At 32.9% G+C, this 17281-nt stretch carries 14 protein-coding genes; 12 read left to right on the top strand and 2 right to left on the bottom strand.

Annotated elements, in window-relative coordinates; genetic code table 11:
* Positions 1-4 precede the first annotated feature (4 nt).
* From OA85_RS12865 to OA85_RS12810, 12 genes are all read left to right on the top strand, one after another.
* Complete coding sequence (locus OA85_RS12865) at positions 5-1297, top strand: O-antigen polymerase (RefSeq protein ID WP_039110179.1); 1293 nt, start codon at positions 5-7, stop codon at positions 1295-1297.
* A complete protein-coding gene (locus tag OA85_RS12860; protein ID WP_052257252.1) occupies positions 1290-2018 on the top strand; it encodes a glycosyltransferase family 2 protein in 729 nt (242 codons plus the stop codon). The genes OA85_RS12865 and OA85_RS12860 overlap by 8 nt, the downstream gene beginning before the upstream one ends.
* Positions 2018-3148, top strand: a complete 1131-nt coding sequence (locus OA85_RS12855) for an acyltransferase (protein ID WP_039110178.1) — start codon at positions 2018-2020, stop codon at positions 3146-3148. Before OA85_RS12860 ends, OA85_RS12855 begins: the two co-directional genes overlap by 1 nt.
* Positions 3149-3219: 71 nt before the next feature.
* A complete protein-coding gene (locus OA85_RS12850; protein ID WP_039110177.1) occupies positions 3220-4374 on the top strand; it encodes a glycoside hydrolase family 99-like domain-containing protein in 1155 nt (384 codons plus the stop codon).
* Positions 4375-4520: 146 nt separating this feature from the next.
* Positions 4521-5354, top strand: a complete 834-nt coding sequence (locus OA85_RS12845) for a glycosyltransferase family 2 protein (protein WP_039110176.1) — start codon at positions 4521-4523, stop codon at positions 5352-5354.
* Between the two features lie 139 nt (positions 5355-5493).
* Positions 5494-6042, top strand: coding sequence for a dTDP-4-dehydrorhamnose 3,5-epimerase (gene rfbC, locus OA85_RS12840; protein ID WP_039110175.1), 549 nt, complete (start codon positions 5494-5496; stop codon positions 6040-6042).
* Positions 6043-6175: 133 nt separating this feature from the next.
* Entirely contained in the window at positions 6176-7048 is an 873-nt protein-coding gene (gene rfbD / locus OA85_RS12835; RefSeq protein WP_039110174.1) for a dTDP-4-dehydrorhamnose reductase, read from the top strand.
* Between the two features lie 206 nt (positions 7049-7254).
* A complete protein-coding gene (gene rfbB / locus OA85_RS12830) occupies positions 7255-8301 on the top strand; it encodes a dTDP-glucose 4,6-dehydratase (RefSeq protein WP_039110173.1) in 1047 nt (348 codons plus the stop codon).
* A 146-nt stretch (positions 8302-8447) separates the two neighbouring features.
* The gene (gene rfbA / locus OA85_RS12825) at positions 8448-9317 is read left to right on the top strand and encodes a glucose-1-phosphate thymidylyltransferase RfbA (RefSeq protein WP_039110172.1); all 870 of its coding nucleotides are present in this window, start codon (positions 8448-8450) and stop codon (positions 9315-9317) included.
* Between the two features lie 79 nt (positions 9318-9396).
* Complete coding sequence (locus OA85_RS12820; RefSeq protein WP_039110171.1) at positions 9397-10350, top strand: UDP-GlcNAc--UDP-phosphate GlcNAc-1-phosphate transferase; 954 nt, start codon at positions 9397-9399, stop codon at positions 10348-10350.
* A 182-nt stretch (positions 10351-10532) separates the two neighbouring features.
* Positions 10533-11672, top strand: coding sequence for a DegT/DnrJ/EryC1/StrS aminotransferase family protein (locus tag OA85_RS12815; RefSeq protein WP_082014169.1), 1140 nt, complete (start codon positions 10533-10535; stop codon positions 11670-11672).
* A gap of 170 nt (positions 11673-11842) precedes the next feature.
* The gene (locus OA85_RS12810; protein WP_039110169.1) at positions 11843-13810 is read left to right on the top strand and encodes a nucleoside-diphosphate sugar epimerase/dehydratase; all 1968 of its coding nucleotides are present in this window, start codon (positions 11843-11845) and stop codon (positions 13808-13810) included.
* Between the two features lie 247 nt (positions 13811-14057).
* Here OA85_RS12810 and OA85_RS12805 read toward each other — a convergent pair whose 3' ends face one another.
* Complete coding sequence (locus OA85_RS12805; protein ID WP_039110168.1) at positions 14058-14798, bottom strand: tyrosine-protein phosphatase; 741 nt, start codon at positions 14796-14798, stop codon at positions 14058-14060.
* 487 nt (positions 14799-15285) lie between these two features.
* Entirely contained in the window at positions 15286-17247 is a 1962-nt protein-coding gene (locus OA85_RS12800; protein WP_039110167.1) for an aconitate hydratase, read from the bottom strand.
* Between the last annotated feature and the right edge of the window lie 34 nt (positions 17248-17281).

Below are 17281 nucleotides of genomic sequence, written 5' to 3'. Positions count from 1 at the left end.
AGGGATGGATTCATTTGAGTACTTTGTATTACTTTTTGAAAATTGGCCTAAATATTTAGCAAGCGTCTTGATTGTTGCTTTAGTGTACTATATAGTTTTTAAAAAATATTATATATCATTATTAGATCCATTTACATTTACTTGTTTTTTTTCGGCGATGTCCATTACTGTTCCCGTTTTTTTATTTTTTGTAAATGCAATTACGAATAGAATATTTCTCTCTTTTGTCCTTACTCAAATGTTTTTTTTCCTTGGGTTTAGGATGTTTTCACCAATAAGAGTTGATAAGATTATGTCTGGTAAAAGACAAGATGAAAATGTTCAAGAAATCAGATTCATTAAATGGTTTTTTATTTTAATAGGTTTTACTAATATTGGGCTTCAACTATTTTCATATAAATTAGTTGGGATTCCTTTGTTCGCAGAGTCAAGGTTAGGTATTTATGGGGAAAGTGGTGGTATTAATAATTTATTAAAAAGAATCTTAGATGTGACGCTTCAGTGTCATATATTTTTGACAATATTTTTTATATACTTTAAAAGGAAGAGCTTTTTTTTTAAAATATATACCAATATTAGTGTTGCATTCATTCTTTTGTTTTCAATTCTTTCAGGTTCCAAAGGTGCTTTTATGTCTTTTGGTCTTGCTTTTTTTATCTATGCTTTGTATTCTATGCGATGGGGCAATACTTCTTTGTTTTTTACTATAAAAAAATTCATACTCAAATTTGGGGTTGTTGCTCTAATAACTGCTTTTGCAGTAATAATGTTATCCGAAGCAGAAGCCAATCCTTTTATTTTTTTATTATTAAGAATAGGTCAGTCTGGGGATGTTTATTATATGGCTTATCCTAATAATATCATAGATTTAATTCCAACGGTTAATTGGTTTGTTGCTTTATTTGGTGGTCCATTAAGTTTATTAAGGATTATTCCCAGGTCAATGGTTCCAGAGCCAATGGGGTATTTTATAATGCAATATCACCATCCTGATGTTGAGTTTAGAGGGCCAAATGCAAGAATGAATGTTTTTAGTTATGTATATTTTGGAATTATTTATTCACCCCTTTATTGTTTTGTAATTGGGGCTATTTTTTCATTTTTCAGAAATAGACTTTTTTATTTGTTGCCATCCAATATATTTGGATGTATAGTTTATTTTTTATTTTTAAATGCTGCTTTAAAATTAGAATCTGATTTTCAATCTGCTTTAGCTGATTTTATAAATTTATTAGTTGTGCTGCCTTTTTTTGTCTTTATTTCATACTATCTCTCCTTAAGAAACACCAATGCATAAAAAATATTTAGTTACAATCATTATCGTTACTTATAATGCTGAAAAGCATATAGTAGATGTTTTAGAGAGTCTTATATCCCGAATAAACGAACAAACGGAAGTTATCATAATTGATGGCTTATCTACTGATAATACTATAAATATCATTAAGAAATATCAAAAATATATTTCTAAGTTTATTTCTGAAAAGGATTCTGGAATTTATGATGCAATGAATAAAGGAGTTTCGATGGCATCAGGAAAGTACATCCTTTTTTTAGGTGCTGACGATCAATTAGTCATAAATCTTCAAGAATTATCCGGTCTTCTGTTGGATGAAAAAACTATTTATTACGGAGATGTTTTGTTGTCGCCATCAAATAAATTATATGGAGGTGAGTTTAGTACTGCGAAATTAATAAATAGAAATATTTGCCATCAAAGTATTTTATTTCCCAAAACAGTATTTGAAGAATATCAATACGGGGATGATTATAAATTAATGGAAGATTATGTGATGAATTTAAAATTATGGTCATCTAAAAATTTTAAATTTAATTATCTAGAAAAAACGATATCTGTTTACAATATAACAGGGTTGTCTAGCACAACTGAAGATGTAGACTTTAGGAAGGATTCCTTTAAACTTATTTTCAGGTATTTTGGTGTTTTAGGTGTAGGTATTAAATTGTTTAATCCTATTAAGAATTTTTTTAAATCTTCAAAAAGTAGTTTGGCATAATGAAAGAAAATAGAATTGAATATTTAGACAGTCTTAGAGGATTAGCCTCAATTTCGGTTGTAATTAGCCATTTTGTCTTGGCTTATAGATTGGATTTGGAATTTAGATTGATAAATTATAGTCCATTGCATTTTTTTTACGATGGTTTCGCAGCAGTTACTTTTTTCTTTGTATTGAGTGGTTATGTATTAACACTGTCTATGAGGAATAAAGTTGAAATTGAATTAAAATCATTTTATCTAAAGAGAATTTTCAGAATTATGCCTGCATATATTTTTGTTCTTTTTACTAGTTTATTATTCTATTCTTTTTTTAATGTTATACATACAATTCCTGATACTAGTTCTTGGATTAATTCATTTTGGTCTAAACCTCTTAATTTTATAAATTTTATAAAACAAATCGTTTTTATTACTCCAGAAAATGGTTATGCTGAATTAGTTTTTCAAAATTGGTCACTCTTTGTTGAAATGCAATTTTCTTTTTTAATTCCTTTTCTTTTTTTAATTTATAAAAAGTCAAATTTCATTTTTTTCTTGGTTTTTAATCTTATTCTTTACTTCTTTTTTAATATACCGGTTTATATTTTTCATTTTTCACTTGGTATTGCTCTAGCAATGAACCAAGATTATATCTTGACAATTTTTACCAGAATAAAAACAAATTATAAAATAATATTAATTTTTTTTATAATTTTCATGTACACTTATAGATATACTTTACCTATGTATTATTACTATTTTCTGAGAGAATATTCAGCTTTACTTAGTAATGATGATTTAATTTGGATACTTACAGGGTTGGGTAGTTTTCTTATTTTATTATATTGCTTTACATCAACTAGATTACAAAAAATGCTCAATTTACATTTTTTTAGATTTATTGGTAAAATATCTTATGCCATATATTTAACACACTTGATAGTACTCATCTTTGTAACACCAATTTTTATTAATTATTTAAATCATATTGGGATAATTAATAGTTCTATAATTTGGATTTTATCACTACTATTTCTATTGTTTATTACGACTATTTTTTCCTATTTTTTAACAACTTTTGTTGAAGTTCCAATAGCTAAATTTGGAAACAATATGATTAAAAAGTACATTTCTCATAAAAATTCATGATTTTTAAATGATTATTTGTAATACAAATAATCCAATCAAATTATAAAGTAAATTACTATCAATCAATTAAAATGAATATACCAAAAATAATAGCTTTCTATTTCCCTCAATTTCATGAAATTCCAGAAAACAATGAGTGGTGGGGCAAAGGATTTACTGATTGGAAATTAGTAAAAGAAGCTAAGCCACTATATGAAGGACACAATCAACCAAGAATTCCAATAAATGAAGATTATTATAATCCATGTGAAAAAGAAACTTTAAAAAAGCAAGCTGAATTAGCTAAGAAATATGGCATAGAAGGTTTTATGTTTTATCATTATTGGTTTGATGGAAAATTGTACTTAGAAAAACCTATGGAAGTATTTTTATCAAATCCGGATATTGATATTTCTTTTTGTGTTACTTGGGCTAACGAATCTTGGACAAGAAGTTGGGTTGGAAAGCCTGAAATTTTTCTTCAAAAACAATTACACACTAATGATAAAAAGATTTGGGAAAGTCATTTTAATTATTTGTTGCCTTTTTTCAAAGACCCTAGAGCCATTATGATTGAGGACAAACCTGTTTTTTTAATTTATCAACCTTTTTTAATCAATAATTCGAAAGAAATGATTGATTTTTGGACTGAATTAGCAATCAAAAATGGATTGAATGGATTGTATTTTGTTGCTATAAAAAATCATGATTTTCAAACAACTGAATTTTTAGAGTCTTATAATGCAATTATGAAATTCCAACCAAGAGAAGCTTATACAAGTAAAGGGTTTCAAGAATATAATGCTGCTTCCCGTTTTCAATTTTTGAGACGATTGCCTCATATTTTTCAATTATATTTGACAAAGTTGAATCAAAAATTATCTAAACATAAAATATATGATTCAAAAATATTATGGAAAATCATTTTGGAGAATTCATTTGTAAATGAATTTAAGCAGACTAAATTAAAAGTTTTTGAAAGTGCTTTTTTTGAATGGGATAATACACCCAGATATAAAAAGAAATCAAAAATATTTACAGGACTTTCTTTCGAACAAAAGAAAAAGAATCTTAAAATTCTAATGCAGGATGCTGTTAAAAATAATTCTCCTTATGTTTTTTTTAATGCATGGAATGAATGGTCAGAATCTGCATATTTAGAGCCTGATAAAAAATATGGTTATGCGCATCTTGACATTATTAAAGAAGTTACTGATGATTTAAAAAAGGAATTAAATCATCTCTAAGTATTTTAAATATAAAATAATGGATTTTTTAAATAGTTAAGTGAAAAAATCTTGAATTGATCAAAATTTTGATTTGGCAATATAAAAGTAAAGGGGTGTCTTGTATAACTGGTCTAAGTTATTTCATAAAATTTTAGCAAAATAAGATGTACGATATAGTTTGTAGTTTAGTAATTTATAAAAATGACAGAAAGCAACTTTTAGATGCCATTAACAGTTTTCTTAATACGGATCTAAAAGTGAGGTTGGTATTAATTGATAATTCCCCTAATGATGATTTAATCGACATAAAAAAAGATTCCAGAGTAGAGTATATTCATAATCCATCCAATCCCGGGTATGGTTCGACGCATAACATAGCCATAAGAAAGTATTCTGGGCAGACGAAGTATCATTTGATTTTAAACCCTGATATTTATTATGCCAAAGGTGTTATAGAGGATATTATCTCTTTTATGAACGGTGATGAAAATATTGGTTTAGTGATGCCTAAAGTTCTTTATCCGGATGGTAAGATTCAATACTTAGCAAAATTAATTCCCAGCCCTTATGTTTTTTTTGCCAGACGTTTTCTCCCATTAAAGAGCTTAAAGAAAAATATTTCAGATCGATTTGAATTGCGGTTTAGTGGATATGATACTATTATGGAAGTCCCTTATTTATCTGGTTGTTTTATGGTTTTTAGAACCGAAGTTTTAGAACAAATAAATGGATTTGATGAAAATATTTTTATGCATATGGAAGATTTAGATATCACCAGAAGATGTTATGATGCTGGTTTTAAAACTTTATTTTATCCAAATCAAATTGTTTATCATGATCATTTATTTAAATCGTTTTTGACAGTGGCAAATTTGAAAATGTACTTTACTTCCGCTTTCTACTATTATAATAAGTGGGGATGGTTTTTTGACAAAAAAAGAACTTTGATTAATAAAAAAACAATTAAAGCTATTGATTCCGCTAAAAGAAATAAATGATTTTTATGCTAGAAGTAAGTCACTTTTTTGAGAGTTATTTCTTGTTGAAAAAAAATAAAATTAAAAACATTAATAAAAAATGCAATCTATATGCTATCCAATTTATAAATTAAGGGATGGTTTTTAATAAAATTATATTATGCACATTGAAAAAACATTTATACAGGATTTAGTAATCGTAACTCCCAGAGTTTTTGAAGACTCAAGAGGGTATTTTTTTGAAGCCTACAATCAAGCTCAATTTCATGAAAATGGAATTGAATATCAATTTATACAAGACAATCAGTCTTTCTCTAAACGTGGGGTGATTCGCGGATTGCATTTGCAAATTAATCCTTTTGCGCAAGCTAAATTGGTGCGGGTCTTGGAAGGAGAAATTCTTGATGTAGCGGTAGATTTACGCAAAAACTCTGCTACTTATGGGCAGCATTTCAGTATCGTTTTAAGTGCCGAAAATAAAAAACAATTAATGGTACCTCACGGATTTGCACATGGTTTTTCGGTTTTGAGTGAAACAGCTTCGGTACTTTATAAAGTAGATCAATTGTATCATAAAGAAAGCGAAAGAGGGATTCGTTACGATGATCCTACTTTAGCCATTGATTGGCAAGTGAATCCTGATGAAGTAATTGTTTCTGAAAAAGATTTGATATTGCCGGGGTTTGATGAAATAGACTGGGAGTTTTAATTGGGTTTTGGGTTTAAAATTTTCGTTTAGCCCCATCCCTAAAGGGAGCCAAAAATTCAGAACATAAATTTGTCTCGAGACTAAGGAGAGGAGTTAATAGTGAGGAGTGAAAATTGAAAAGATTAAAAATTAAATGAAAAAAATATTAGTAACAGGAGCTACCGGACAGTTGGGTTCAGAACTGAAAGTGTTGTCTCGTACTTATTCGCAATTTGAATGGATATTTGCGGATAGAACCCAAGTTTCACTGGATAATTTAGAGGTGTTGCAAAACCAGTTGGTGGCAATTTCTCCAAATGTAATTTTGAATTGTGGCGCTTATACTGCTGTTGATAAAGCAGAAACCGAACAAGAATTAGCGGGTGTTATTAATCATTTGGCTGTTGGGATTATTGCCCAGTATGCTAAAGATCATTCCGTAAAACTAATTCATATTTCAACGGATTATGTTTTTGACGGTAACTCATCTGTTGCATTGACAGAAGAGGCTTTAACGGAACCTGTTAATGTTTATGGCGCCAGTAAAAGGGCGGGTGAGGTAGCTTGTTTAAAAGCAAATTCAGATGCTATTATAATTAGAACTTCATGGGTTTACAGTAGATTTGGAAACAATTTTGTAAAAACCATGCAGCGATTGTTACAAGAGCGCGATAGCATTAGTGTAGTCAATGACCAGATTGGATCCCCTACGTATGCTGCCGATTTAGCTCAAGCTATGATGACCATCGTAACCGCCAAAGAGTGGATTCCGGGAATTTATAACTATTCGAATGAAGGTGAAATCAGCTGGTATGAATTTGTTTTGGCTATTCAGGAAATTGGCGGTTATACTTGTGACGTGAGTGGTATTCCTTCATCAGCTTATCCTACGCCTGCGAAGCGTCCTGCCTATTCTTTATTGGATAAAAGTAAAATTAAAAAAGCTTATGGGATTACTATTCCAGATTATACCGAAAGTTTGAAAGAATGTCTAAATGATATAATTTCCGATTTATCTCGCTTTTAAAGGATGAAATTAAAAGAGGAACATACAATTTTCAGTTTATCCCGCCTCTAAAGGGAGCCGAAAATCCAGAACTTCTATTTTATATAAGATAAGTGTCTTTTGTAATTTATTTTTTGAGACCTTCAGGATTTTGGGGTAGATAAAAAATGAATTTCGGGAAGTTTTTTACTAAATAAAATAAATCGAATGTAAAAATATATGATAAAATGAAAAAAATATTAATCACAGGTGGTGCCGGTTTTATTGGGTCTCACGTACTACGACTTTTCGTTAACAAATATCCACAGTATCAAATTTTTAATTTGGATGCGCTGACTTATGCAGGGAATCTCGAAAATATTGTTGATATAGAAAAATCACCTAATTATACTTTTATAAAAGGAGATATCGTTGATGCCTCATTTATCGATGATTTATTTGCTGAACATCAATTTGATGGTGTTTTGCATCTAGCTGCTGAATCTCATGTGGATCGTTCTATCGCGGATCCATTATCTTTTGTAAAAACAAATGTTATTGGAACCATGAATTTGTTGAATGCAGCAAAGGCTACTTGGCAAGGAAATTATGATGGGAAACGTTTTTACCACATTAGTACCGATGAGGTTTATGGTAGTTTAGGTGCCGAAGGATTATTTACCGAGACGACTGCTTATGATCCTAATTCTCCGTATTCAGCTTCTAAAGCCAGTTCGGATCATTTTGTCAGAGCGTATGGTGAAACATATGGTTTACCTTATGTACTGACCAATTGTTCCAATAATTATGGACCATTTCATTTTCCTGAAAAATTGATTCCTTTATTTATCAATAACATCATTCAAAACAAACCTTTGCCTGTTTATGGCGATGGGAAATACACTCGTGATTGGCTTTTTGTAGAAGATCATGCCGTTGCCATTGATCTGGTTTTTCATGAAGGGAAAAACCATGATACGTATAATATTGGGGGTTTTAATGAATGGCAAAATATCGATTTGGTTAAATTGCTTTGCAAGATAATGGATGAGAAATTAGGAAGAGCTGTTGGAACATCAGAGCAATTAATTGCTTATGTAAAAGATCGTCCCGGACATGATTTGCGCTATGCTATTGATGCCACTAAGATAAATAAGGAGTTGGGATGGAAGCCTTCGGTTACTTTTGAGCAAGGACTGGAAAGAACTGTAACTTGGTATTTGGAAAACCAAACCTGGCTGAATAATATCACTTCCGGGGAATATGCTACGTATTACGAAAAACAGTATAATTAGTAATCAGTTTTCAGAAGGCAGTGTTCTGTAATTAGGTTTCATTATTTCGTTTATGTGAAGTATAAGTCAAAAATCAAAAGATTTTTTAGTATAAAAAAGCATACCCTTTGCGATGTATAGTCTTAGGGGTCAAAAAAAGTCAATATATGAAAGGAATTATATTAGCCGGAGGTTCCGGAACCCGTTTGCATCCCTTAACGCTTGCTATGAGTAAGCAAATGATGCCAGTTTATGATAAACCTATGATTTATTATCCGTTATCCACTTTGATGATGGCAGGTATAAATGAAATATTAATTATTTCCACCCCGCATGATTTGCCTAATTTCAAGAAATTATTAGGTGATGGCTCTTCTATTGGCTGTAAATTCAGTTATGCGGAACAGGCTATCCCTAACGGATTAGCACAAGCTTTTGTTATAGGGGAGGAATTTATCGGAAAAGACAGTGTCGCACTGGTCTTGGGGGATAATATTTTCTTTGGATCCAATATGGATGAGTTGTTGCAGTCTAATACCAATCCAGAAGGAGGGGTTGTTTTTGCTTATCATGTTTCAGATCCTGAACGTTATGGTGTTGTTGAATTTGATACTAATTTTAAAGCACTTTCCATAGAAGAAAAACCATTGGAACCTAAATCGAATTATGCCGTACCCGGGTTGTATTTTTACGATAATTCAGTTGTAGCGATTGCCAAAAATATCAAGCCAAGTGCCCGAGGTGAATATGAAATTACCGATGTGAATAAAGTATATTTAGAAAAAGGAGCTTTGAAAGTGGGCATTTTAAGCAGAGGAACTGCTTGGCTGGATACCGGAACTTTTAACAGCTTAATGCAAGCCGGACAATTTGTTCAAGTTATTGAAGAACGTCAAGGGTTGAAAGTGGGTTGCATCGAAGAAATTGCCTGGAGACAAGGTTTTATTACCGAGCAACAATTGAAAGATCTGGCTGAACCTTTGAAAAAATCGGGTTATGGGGAGTATCTTTTAGGATTGTTGAAGCATAAGTTGTAAGAATTGCAGATGGCAGTGTTCAGTAATCAGTGTTCAGAAAATACGTATAAGTTTAAGATTATTACATAGCATTTAAAACATGATATATATAGCGTTAATTATCTTATTGATTGGTATTGAGCTTTTTTATTTTAAAATTGCGGATAAATACAATATCATCGATAAGCCTAATAGCAGATCATCCCATACTTCTGTTACTTTAAGAGGTGGAGGCATTATTTTTCCAATAGCGATCAGTATTGCTTTTTTCTTGGGATACGTTTCTTGGGCTGTAACACTTGCTGTGGGATTAGTTGCAGTAGTTAGTTTTATTGACGATATTAAACCTTTGTCTCAGTTACCTCGATTTGTTTCACATATAATTGCGGTTGGGTTGGTTTTTTATGACTTGCACTTATTTTCAGAAGCATTGTGGCTGCTTCCTATTGTATTTGTATTACTGATTGGTTGGGTTAATGCCTTTAATTTTATGGACGGTATTAATGGTATCACCGTTTTGTATGCATTAACGGCTATAGTCAGTTTTTCTTTTTTACCGACTAACGAAACCAGTTTGCCATTATTAATTACGATGGGATTGTCTTGTGTTGCTTTTGGATTCTTTAATGTTCGAAAAAAAGCTAAAACTTTTGCGGGTGATGTGGGTAGTATCAGTATGGCATTGTTTTTAGGCTATTTCATGATAAAAACCATTATTGATTCGGGGCAATTAGGGTATATTTTATTCTTTTGTGTTTATGGTATTGATGCCATTATTACTATCATTAATAGATTACTTCAGAAAGAAAATATTTTTCAACCGCACCGCTCTCATTTGTATCAATATTTAGCCAATGAAATGGGATATTCCCATATTTTGGTAGCCTTTATTTATGCAGGATTTCAATTGGTAATCAATGCATTCGTTGTTTATATGAATATTAAGGGTTATCTCACTTTGTTTTTTACGGGTGCGTTTTTATTGATGCTGGCTCTTATTTATCTCTTTGTTCGAAAGCGTATCATTCGTAAAATGGTTCTGAAAAATTCTTAGTTAGTGATTGTCATAAAATTGTATCGAGAAATATTGGGAGAAAACGCTTCTCTATACAGTTTTATAAAAACGATAGCGCTAATTTATAAAATAGAACTGACTAAAATTATCCTCAAAAACTAATTAGACTCCCCCAACGGGTAGTATTACTATAATTTCTGTGTTTTTTTAATTTTTAGAAGATGCGTAAAAATAGAATTTGGCTTTCATCACCTCATATGGGGGGCAGTGAGCAACGTTACATACAAGAAGCCTTTGATTCTAATTGGATTGCTCCCGTTGGGACTCATATAGCTAATTTTGAAAGTGATTTAGAAACTTATTTGGGTTCTGGTCATGTTGCTGCTTTAAATTCAGGGACTGCTGCCATTCATTTGGGATTAATACTATTAGGCGTTCAGGCTGGTGATACAGTCATTTGCCAAAGCATGACTTTTGCTGCTTCAGCCAATCCTATTTTGTATCAAGGAGCAACACCTATTTTCATTGATAGTGAGCCGGAAACCTGGAATTTATGCCCTATTGCTTTGGAAGAAGCTATTATTGCAAGTATTGGTAATGGAAAAAAACCAAAAGCAATACTAACAGTCCATTTATATGGCGTTCCCTATAAAATTGATGAAGTGCGAATAGTTGCCGATAAATATTCGATTCCTATTCTTGAAGACAGCGCCGAAGCTTTAGGGAGCAGTTATAAAGGTCAAAAGTGCGGTACTTTTGGAGATATAGGAGTTTTCTCTTTTAATGGGAGTAAGATTATAACGACATCCGGAGGAGGAGCGATTGTAACCCATACAATAGCACTAAAAGACAAAGCTGTTTTTTTAGCTACGCAAGCTAAAGATAATGCCCCTTATTATCAGCATAGCGAAATAGGATATAATTATAGAATGAGTAATATTTGTGCCGGTATTGGCAGGGGGCAAATGGAAGTTTTGGATAATCATATTGTTTTGAGAAGGGAGATGCATGCGTTTTATGTTGCATTATTCAAGGATATCGAAGGGGTTACTGTTTTTACGGTTCCGAATTCGAATTATTTTGCGAATTATTGGTTGAGCACCATTCTAATCAATCCTTTGGAAACGAATGGAATTACCAGTGAGGATTTAAGACTGGCATTTTACGAAGAAAATATTGAATCCAGACGTTTATGGAAACCCATGCACCTGCAGCCAATTTTTCATAATTATCAGTATTATGGCACTACAATTGCCGAAACGCTCTTCAATACGGGACTTTGTTTGCCATCAGGATCTAATCTAACCCAAGAGGATTGTGCGGCTATTAAATCGATTGTTTTGAAATTATTTAAAAAGTAAAAAGAGACCAGAACTAAATGAAATATAAATTCTTACAAATTTGATTGGTGAAATTTTTATGTTTTTATTGTGTTTGTAATTGAATTGGTTTGATTAGTTTTCTTTTTTCAAATTATTTAGTAGTATTTTTGTTTAACTGAAAAGCTATAATATTATAAAAAATATAAATTTTGAGTACTACTAAAAACTCTGGTTCCACGTCGGTAAGCTCTAATTTTTTTTCAAGAGAAAACTTGAAATTCAGCATTCATAACTTGAGCTATCTTCCCAGATGGATTATTGTTATGATGGATTTTTCGGTTTTAGTTGTATCGTTTTTTTTTACTATTCTAATATTCAAAGGGACAGGATTAGATTACATTGTAACCCCACATACTTTTCGGTTTATAGCCGGTTTTTTTGGTGTTAATGTTTTCTTTTTTTGGTTGTTTAGGACTTATTCCGGAATTATTAGGCATTCCTCGTATATTGATGCGGTAAAGCTTTTGTTTTCGCAAATGGCGGTGCTCATCATATTTCTTTTTTTTAATTTTTCTTATGAGTTGTTGTATGGACAGAAAGCCTTTTTAAATACGGCTATTTTTATCAATATCGTCCTCTCTTTTTGTGGGCTATTTTTATACCGTGTCATCATAAAACAGACTTTTGAACTTTATTTTTCAGATCAAGGAACGAATAAATTAATACGAACCATTATTTATGGTACTGATGCCAATGCCATATCAGTTGCGAATGCTTTAAAATTTGAAACTCCTTCCCGTTTTAAAATTGTTGGGTTTGTAGACAAGAATAACCAAAATGCCACCAAACGGATGTTGGATTTGCCAATTTTGGTTAAAAAGAAAAAATTGCCACCATTGATGCGTTCTGTTAATGCACAGGCTGTTATTATAGCAGATAAAAGTTTGTCTAAAGAGGAACAATTAATTATTGTTGATCAATGTTTAGAATTCAACTATACCGTATACACGGTGCCTTTGATTTCGGATTGGGAAAATCAAAAAGAGATTTCGCAAAAAGTAAAAAGTATCCAAATTGAAGATTTGTTGGAAAGAAAGCCTATTGTTTTGGACAGCAAATTAATCTCTAAGCAATTAAAAGATAAGACTATATTGATTACCGGTGCGGCAGGATCTATAGGAAGTGAAATTGTACGTCAGGTATTGATTTTCAATCCTAAGACCGTAATTATTTTGGATCAAGCTGAAACACCTTTGCATCATATGTGTTTAGAAATGAAAAGTTCAGGTTCAAATTCAGCGATTTATACCGTTATTGCCGATGTAAGAAATAAAGAAGCCATGAATAATGTTTTTAGGTTGCATCAACCTCAAGTTGTTTTTCATGCCGCAGCTTATAAACACGTGCCTTTAATGGAAGAAAATCCTTCTCAGGCCATTTTGACCAATATAGAAGGAACTAAAAACCTTGCTGATCTTTCCTGTTTTTATAATGTGAAAAAATTTGTGATGGTGTCCACTGATAAAGCAGTGAATCCCAGCAATGTAATGGGAGCCAGTAAGCGAATCGCTGAAAAATATGTGCAATCGTTACAATTTAAAAATACGAATACCATAACGAAAAATACCACGAAGTTTATTACCACTCGTTTTGGAAATGTTTTAGGTTCGAATGGATCCGTAGTGCCTTTGTTTACCAAACAAATTGCTAATGGTGGTCCGGTTACGATTACACACCCTGATATTATTAGGTATTTTATGACCATACCCGAAGCTTGTCAACTGGTTTTAGAAGCCGGAGCTATGGGTAATGGTGGAGAGATTTACATTTTTGATATGGGAAAACCCGTTAAAATTATTGATTTGGCCAAAAAGATGATTAAGTTGGCTGGATTTATACCAGATAAAGAGATTAAAATACAGATTGTAGGATTAAGGCCAGGTGAAAAATTATATGAAGAGTTGCTTAACGATACTTCAAAAACGTTACCTACTCATCATGATAAAATTATGATAGCAGAAGAAATTTTAGATGATTTTGAAGCTTTAAATATTGACATTAATGAACTTATAGGGATTGCCAATAACTTTGATAATGATGCTATTGTATCTAAAATGAAGAAAATAGTACCGGAGTTTAAAAGTATGAATTCCGCATTTGAGTTGTTAGATAAGTAATAATTCCTTCATAACGGTTTGCTCAAAAAAAGGGTACAAAGAACTATTCTTTGTACCCTTTTTTTAGTTTAAAAATAGTGCTCAATTTGAACTTATTCTAATGGTGAAGGTATAGTTTGTACAACGGTTCTCGATACAATTTTATAAAAACGCTATCGCTACTTTATAAAATCACTCGAACTGACCCTTCGATAAAACTCAGGGCAGGCAATTGCTGTTTAGAGAAGTTTTATTTCTAAAAAACGAATTATTCAAACTTGAAAAACTGATTGTTGGCAATTATTTCTTTTAGTGGTGCTGTATCTTTTATTTTTATTTTTTGGTTAAAAGAAGCAATGTGGCTGTCATGATGTACATCAGAACCCACATAATTATACATTCCTTTTTGTAGCAATTGCTCCGCTATTTTAGTGATTTCAGTGCCATAATAACCTACAACTGCCAATAAGTTTAACTGAAATAAACAACCTGCTCTTTTTAGTTTTATGTATTCATTAAAATTGTTATGGTAGAATAAATAGCGTTCCGGGTGTGCTAATACCGGAATGTATCCCGCGACCTGTAAGTCAAACAGTATCGAATACAATTGGATAGGCGCATTGATATAGGACATTTCGACCAAAACATAATTGTCTTTCAACGTCAATAAATCGTGCGATTGAAAAAGTTTCACAAACTGATCGTCCATCAAGTATTCAGCAGCCGCTTTAAAAGGAACCGTGATTTCCTGTTCTTTTAGTTTGGATTCCGTTGTTTTGGCATTTGATAGAATTTGTTCGTGTGTATTGTCCCAAACGTGTTGAATAATATGTGGAGTAGTAATAAACGCTGTAACGCCAAATCCTTGAAGTGCTTTGGTTAGTCTTAAAGTATCCTCAAAAGTTCTGGCACCATCATCAATACCCGGCAAGAGATGCGAGTGAATATCGATATGGTTGTCCGGAATGAGATCCTTAAGTACGGGTTTTGATTTGAATAGTGAAAACATGGTGCAAAGGTAGAAAAAAGTAATCAGTATTGCGTGTTCCGTATTTAGTATTCAGTTTACAGATTTTAGTGATCAGAATTGAATTTGCCAGAATTGACGAGCTAATTGTGTAATCACTCCTTCATCTAGAGGACAAATTTTCTTGATTAAAAAAATTGAATTACGTGATTCGCCAGTTCGCTCTTTCAAGCTGAGATAATGTTTTTTGATTTAAGATTTTTAATCGTAAAGTGTAACAGTCACTTGTGCCGTTTGATGTGTATCATCTCTTATCGTAAAGTTGCTTTGTAACGATAAATACCCTGCCAGTCGTAATTCGTTTTTTGAAAATGATTTTCGTCAGAAAAATGTACTGCGAATTAGAAAATTGGTATTGAAACGGTTCTCGATACATTTTTGTTTCATTTTTACTAGACAAAATCACGAAGCATCGGGACGAACTGACGTTTTGAATAATCCTAACTAGCGGGTTATAAATAATAAATTTTTATTTTTTTAAGTGTTTCTTATTCTTTACGTAATTTATAGCTCCTCCTTTTAAGATTAGTTCAATTTGGCGGTCACTTATGTTTAAAACGAGCGGAATTTCTATTTGTTTTCCAATTACTTTCGCAATCAAAACGTTCCTGTTTTTTATTGCTAATCTTAGTCCTTCGACTCTTACTATATCCCCCTGTTCCAGTTTGTCAAAATCATCTTTATTTTGGAATTCGAAAGGGATAATACCAAAGTTAATCAGGTTTTGCCAACCGATTCGTGCATACGATTTTGAAATCGTAAACAGCTGGCCTAAATATCTTGGAGCCAATGCTGCATGCTCTCTGCTGGATCCCTGTGCGTAATTTTCGCCTGCTATTACACAAAAGCCTTTGTACTTGTTTTGGTTTTCTATTGCCCGATCGTAAAAGTGGTGGTCAATCACATAATAAGAATATTTGCTGATTTCGGGAATATTGGAGCGTAATGGCAATACATCGGCACCCGCTTTTAGTATTTCATCTGTAGAAATGTCATCTCCCATTTTTAAAAGAATGGGGATTTCCAATTCGTCCGGAAGTTCCCCAAATTCGGGAAGGGTTTTTATATTAGGTCCTTTAATTAATTCAAGCGATTTTCCATTGGGAGCAATCAGCATTTGCTGGTTCACTTTAATAGTATCCAGTTCTTTCCATTTTGGATACCCAATATTGAATTGTTTCTCAAGATCTCTTGGGTCGGTAATCTTTCCTGTGAGAGCAGCTGCAGCTGCCGTTTCCGGGCTGCAAAGGTATACTTGGTCATCAAGTGTTCCAGAACGCCCCGGAAAATTACGGGGCATTGTGCGGAGACTAATGCTATTGGTAGCTGGAGCCTGCCCCATGCCAATACAACCCATACAGCCCGATTGATGGACGCGGGCACCAGCAGCAATCAAGGAAGCAAGTGCCCCCATTTCGGTCAAGTTTTGTAATATCTGACGTGTGGAAGGGTTGACATCAAAGGAAACCTCAGGAGATGTAAATTGGCCTTTTACAATTTGGGAAACAATCCAGAAATCACGAAGTCCCGGATTGGCTGATGAACCCAATACCACTTGTGCTACCGGTCTGCCACTCACTTCTCTCACGGGGACTACATTCCCCGGACTACTGGGAATTGCAATTAAAGGTTCTAGCTCAGATAAATTAATTTCTTCATTATGATCATAAGTAGCCCCTTCATCTGCTTTCAATTCCATCCATTGTTCTTCCCGTCCTTCTTTTCGAAGAAACTCTTTTGTGATTTCATCAGAAGGGAATATGGAAGAAGTGGCACCCATTTCGGCACCCATGTTTGCAATTACGTGTCGGTCCCAAGCACTCAGGTGTTGCAGTCCCGGACCATAATATTCTAAAATATATCCTCGTCCGCCATTTACATCGTAACGTCTTAACATTTCTAAAATTACATCTTTTGCACTGACCCAGTCCGGTAATTTGCCCGTGAGTTTAATGCCCATGATTTTTGGCATCTTTACAAAATAAGGCTCGCCTGCAGCAGCAAGAGCCACATCTAATCCACCGGTACCAATGGCCAGCATTCCTATCCCACCACCTGCACAAGTATGGCTGTCTGAACCTAATAGTGTACTACCGGGTTTGCCAAATCGTTCCATGTGTACGGCATGGCTGATTCCATTCCCCGGTCTGCTGAACCAATATCCAAAGCGGGCAGCAGCCGATTGAAGAAAAAGATGATCGTCCATATTTTTGTAATCGGTCTGCAGTAGATTATGATCGACATATTGAACAGCGACTTCCGCTTTGGTTCTTTCTAATTGAAAAGCTTCCAGTTCAAGCATAATTAAGGTTCCAGTAGCGTCTTGCTGCAGCACATGATCAATCTTCAATCCAATTTCGCTTCCCGGTTTCATTTCACCTGAAAGAAGATGACTGCTAATCAATTTTTGGCTTATGTTTTGATTGTTCATGATCGTTTTTAAATTGATTGTAAATAGTATAATT

This window comes from Flavobacterium sp. AED (genome assembly GCF_000812945.1).
Lineage (GTDB): Bacteria > Bacteroidota > Bacteroidia > Flavobacteriales > Flavobacteriaceae > Flavobacterium.
This window is presented reverse-complemented; position numbering and strand designations above follow the sequence as displayed.

Coding starts and splice junctions, on each gene's coding strand:
- OA85_RS12865 (WP_039110179.1), top strand. CDS start 5: ATGGATTCATTTGAGTACTTTGTATTACTTTTTGAAAATTGGCCTAAA.
- OA85_RS12860 (WP_052257252.1), top strand. CDS start 1,290: ATGCATAAAAAATATTTAGTTACAATCATTATCGTTACTTATAATGCT.
- OA85_RS12855 (WP_039110178.1), top strand. CDS start 2,018: ATGAAAGAAAATAGAATTGAATATTTAGACAGTCTTAGAGGATTAGCC.
- OA85_RS12850 (WP_039110177.1), top strand. CDS start 3,220: ATGAATATACCAAAAATAATAGCTTTCTATTTCCCTCAATTTCATGAA.
- OA85_RS12845 (WP_039110176.1), top strand. CDS start 4,521: ATGTACGATATAGTTTGTAGTTTAGTAATTTATAAAAATGACAGAAAG.
- rfbC (WP_039110175.1), top strand. CDS start 5,494: ATGCACATTGAAAAAACATTTATACAGGATTTAGTAATCGTAACTCCC.
- rfbD (WP_039110174.1), top strand. CDS start 6,176: ATGAAAAAAATATTAGTAACAGGAGCTACCGGACAGTTGGGTTCAGAA.
- rfbB (WP_039110173.1), top strand. CDS start 7,255: ATGAAAAAAATATTAATCACAGGTGGTGCCGGTTTTATTGGGTCTCAC.
- rfbA (WP_039110172.1), top strand. CDS start 8,448: ATGAAAGGAATTATATTAGCCGGAGGTTCCGGAACCCGTTTGCATCCC.
- OA85_RS12820 (WP_039110171.1), top strand. CDS start 9,397: ATGATATATATAGCGTTAATTATCTTATTGATTGGTATTGAGCTTTTT.
- OA85_RS12815 (WP_082014169.1), top strand. CDS start 10,533: ATGCGTAAAAATAGAATTTGGCTTTCATCACCTCATATGGGGGGCAGT.
- OA85_RS12805 (WP_039110168.1), bottom strand. CDS start 14,798: ATGTTTTCACTATTCAAATCAAAACCCGTACTTAAGGATCTCATTCCG.
- OA85_RS12800 (WP_039110167.1), bottom strand. CDS start 17,247: ATGAACAATCAAAACATAAGCCAAAAATTGATTAGCAGTCATCTTCTT.